The organism is Microbacterium sp., assembly GCF_030149085.1.
GTDB lineage: Bacteria > Actinomycetota > Actinomycetes > Actinomycetales > Microbacteriaceae > Microbacterium.
This window is the reverse complement of record NZ_JASBSF010000151.1, coordinates 1-3539: the sequence shown is the minus strand read 5'-3', so window position 1 is coordinate 3539 and position 3539 is coordinate 1. Positions and strand designations below refer to the sequence as shown.

Sequence of the window (3539 nt, the reverse complement as noted above, 5' to 3'; positions counted from 1 at the left end):
AGCAGCAGGAACTCGAGTCCTCGGGGGACGTCTCGACCCGAGGATGCCGCGAGCGACACGATCGCGACGGCAGCCTCCTGACCCTGAAAACGGTCGACGGTCCCGACCGGCACCCCGGCGAAACCTGCTGCCGACAGGGCTGACTCCACGAGCACCTGCTGCGCGTTGTAGGGCGTCACGACGATGATGTCGGAGGCCTGCAGCGATCGGGATGTCGCGCTGGTCACCGAGCCGTCACTGTCGTCCACGAAGACATCCGTCCACGAGCGCCCGACGAGATCGCGCACGATCTCGACGACGGTCTCGGCCTCCTCGGGTGACTGGGTAGCCCGGCCGCGATGACGGACCGGCACGGGAATGACGCCGGCCATCACACCCTCGAGGCGCCGCAGAGCCGTACTGGGGTGAGCGCGCAGCGCACCGCGGTACGACAGGTCGGAGACCGGGGCAGTGACGGCAGGATGCATCCGCCGCGAGGCCGCAAGGAAGCGCCCGAAGCTCGGCGGGATGACGTCTTCGCCGTCCATGATCCAGCCGAGCGCCGACGTATCGACCGGCTCCGGATGCGTCCCCTGACTCACCTGCGGAAGCTGCTGAGGGTCGCCGATGAGCAGCAGCCGCGGCGCTGCGAGCGAGACGGCGATCGTGGATGCGAGCGAGAACTGACCGGCCTCGTCGATGACGAGGAGGTCGAGACTCCCGCGCGGCACACGACCTTCGTGGCTGAAGTCCCACGCCGTCCCGCCGACGACAAAGCCGGTTGACGCGTTCTCGGCAGCGAACGCGGCAACGCCGTTCTTGGGGATCACGGTGAAGGGCACATCGGCATCAGCATCCTTCGGAGCCTTGCCGACTCGAGAAGCGGGCACCCCCGCCGCGATGACACGGCCGAGCATGTGTTCGACCACCGCGTGCGATTGGGCGACGACACCCACCCGGAAGCCGTGCTCGGCGACCAGCCGCTGAATCACGTGCGAACCGACGTACGTCTTGCCGGTGCCGGGAGGTCCCTGCACCGACAGGGCACTGTGGTCGAGGCGGAGCACTGCTTCGACGAGCGCGTCGACGTCGTCAGTGTCCGCAGCAACGGTCGCCGGCTCAGCCGCGAGCAATCGGGCGGGTAGGCGCCGCAGGATGTCGGATGCCGGGTCTTTCGGGAATCTCGGATGGGCGTCGATGACGGCGGCCGCCCACGCGTCGATGGCGGTCTGCTGACTTGCCGCGCGAGGTGGGGCGGCCGGCGTCAGCGCGATCGGCAGGTCCTGCCACGTGAAGCCCTCGACGGCGCGCTCTTCGATGACCACACCGTCCTCGAGCTCCTCGATGACGCTGACCCGATGATCGGCGTGAATCCACCGCGCTGAGGCGTCGAACGGGAAGGGCGCGGGCAGTTCGTAGATCGCGAAAGGGTCGGCGCCGGGGCGGAGCCTCGTGCCGGGCGCGAGCTCGCCCCGCACCTCGATCACGCGCCGATCTGCTCGGGAGCCCTCGGGCCTGTGCCAGTCCTCACGGATGCGCGAACGCGCCGGGTCCACGGCAACGACGTCTCGCGTGTCTTCCCACAGCGACATCGGCTCGCGAAGCCGCAGGTAGTGGGTGGCCCAGAACGACTTCGCCTCACGCGGGTAGTAGTCGATCGCTGCGGCGGCGAGGCGCAGTGCCTGCGCGTCGGCTTCATCGGAGGTCTCACCCGCCAGGCGCAGCAGAGTCGTCGCCTGCGGCGAAGGTTCGTAGCCGGTCTCGCTCGGTTCCGGATTCGCGGCCGGGCGCCGACCTGTCTCGCGAGCGCGGTCGACAAGCCAATCGCGCAGGCGCCGGGTCGAGACACAGTCGTAGCGGTTGTAGTCGGCGATGTCATCGAGGATGAGCTGCGCGGCGTCCGCGTCCCCGTCTTCGGCGAGCGCCCGTGCCTCGACGTATCTCACGATCGAGTCATCGCCGCGCTGCACATCGCTCGTGCGGACCTCGTCGCCCATGTACAGGGGCTCAAGTTTCTTGATCGAGTACGAACGCGACCCCACGCGCAGCGCGCGTCTGACCACGGGATAGAGGTCGACGAAGACCCCATCGCGCAGGAGGCGATCGACTTCTGCCTCCCGAACCCCGTATCGGGCAGCCATCTGCAGGAGGTGCGTGGGCTCATAGGGCGCGTAGTGGTAGATGTGCATGGCGGGGTGTGCCGCACGGCGTACCGCGACCATGTCGAGAAACGTCTCGAGGGCAGTCCGCTCGTCGGCGAAGGAGTGGGCCCACAGCGCGCTGTACTGCTCGCGATCATCGACCCAGCCGAACAGATAGTCCAGACCCCACGAGATCGTCTGCTCGGGTGCGCGCGCATCACCGTCGACCGCCTCGGTGTAGAGCGGGTCACCCTCGAAGTCGAAGAAGAGGTCGCCGTGGTCGGGCCTCGGCAAAGCGGCCAGCGCGGCCGGCGCGACGACCTCGAACGGCGGTGGTGCTGGCGCGGCAGGGGCACCGGGTGCGGCATCCACCGCGGCCGACGAGTCGAAGGAGCCCACCCCGGCGGCCGTTCGCAGCTGCAGTCTCGCCTGGGTCTGCAGCATCGCGAAGGTGTCGGGGTTCATCCCCGCCGGCGTCGCGCTCGCATCGACCAGGTCATCGATCGAGCGGATGCCGGCTGCCTGCATCCGCTCGCGCTGCACGGGACGAATGCCTGCCACCAGCAACAGATCCCGCGTAGCGACAACCTCGAGCTCGCACGTCGGGCACCTGCCGCACGCGACGACCCCGAGCTCGCCGCGCGGGTCATCCCACGCGATCGGCGCGGATGCCGAGAGCCGGTCTGCCAGGAGAGCCCGCAGCCGCTGGCGGCGCAGCGCATAGACCGGAAGGAGGTCGTCGACGCGGTGGGTACTGGTCGACCCGTCGCCGAGCAACAGCTGGACCTCACTGGACCGGGGCACCCCGAGCTGGTCGAGCCGATCGACGTATGCCGCGAGCTGCATGAGCGCGGTGACTCGCGCGTGTCGGGCGAGCTTGGTGTCCTGCACGATCCAGCGCCCGCCCGAATCCCGCAACAGGAAGTCCGCGAAACCCACGAACTCGTCATCGGCGAAGGTCGCCTGGTAGATGACGCTCACCCGGTCGGAACGCAGCGCGTCGTTGGTCAGCTCGACGGCGCGGGCAAGAGCCTCGGTATCCGAGGAAACGGTCTCGGGAATCTCGACGACGGTATCGCCGAATCGTTCGCGGTAGGCCTCGAGGGTTCGATGTTCGTGGACACCGCCGAGTCGTCCGGCGCGCTCGAGGGTGAGATCGACCGGGTCCTCCACCGGATCGACTCGATCGAGCTTCGCGTCGATAGCCCGCACCCAGGCGAACTCGCACTCGGCGGCGGCCTTGAGGTCACTCGCGCTCCAGACGAACCGACGCTCGCTCTCGATGTATCGCATGATGCCTTTCCGCTCCCGACGATAGCCGGGCCCTCCGACACGACCCAGTCGGATGCGCGCTTATCGCCGATACCTCGACGAGAGCGCATCGTGCCCGCGACCCTGCGTCTGCTTCGTCCTGGCTCG

Annotated in this window: 1 protein-coding gene; it reads right to left on the bottom strand. The window is 68.6% G+C overall.

Annotation, left to right across the window (positions count from 1 at the left end; genetic code table 11):
* A partial coding sequence (locus Q1V87_RS06155) for a bifunctional RecB family nuclease/DEAD/DEAH box helicase (RefSeq protein ID WP_300591299.1) occupies nucleotides 1-3413 on the bottom strand: 3413 nt, incomplete at its 3' end.
* Between the last annotated feature and the right edge of the window lie 126 nt (nucleotides 3414-3539).